Source organism: Bacillus sp. EKM420B (assembly GCF_011065565.1).
Taxonomy (GTDB): Bacteria; Bacillota; Bacilli; order Bacillales; family Bacillaceae; genus Bacillus; species Bacillus velezensis.
Genome location: NZ_JAAMNX010000041.1, coordinates 1 through 267, shown reverse-complemented (window position 1 = coordinate 267; position 267 = coordinate 1). Strand labels below are relative to the sequence as shown.

1 protein-coding gene is annotated in these 267 nt (G+C 39.3%); it reads right to left on the bottom strand.

Annotation, left to right across the window (positions count from 1 at the left end; genetic code table 11):
• A partial coding sequence (locus tag G9F48_RS19430) for a hypothetical protein (RefSeq protein WP_165409988.1) occupies window positions 1-267 on the bottom strand: 267 nt, incomplete at both ends.

Genomic DNA, 267 nt, shown 5'->3' with positions numbered 1-267 from the left:
TTCAGCGTAACTCAATTGCTCATTCCCGCATACCACTGCTGTATTATGGGGTGTTCTTGCTACTTGTTCCTCAAATAATTGGACAATGGTCTTGTCTCTTGGATAGTCACGATCCGTTGCGTTAAACTGTACTAATTCTTTCATTTCTTCCGCTTCATTTGTCATGCCTAATTCGGTTAATTTCGTGTGTGGTGCTGCAATTGCTTGTTCCATAAGTCTTTGCAAATGGGAACCGATAATGTTTATTTCTTCCTTGTTATATAGCTT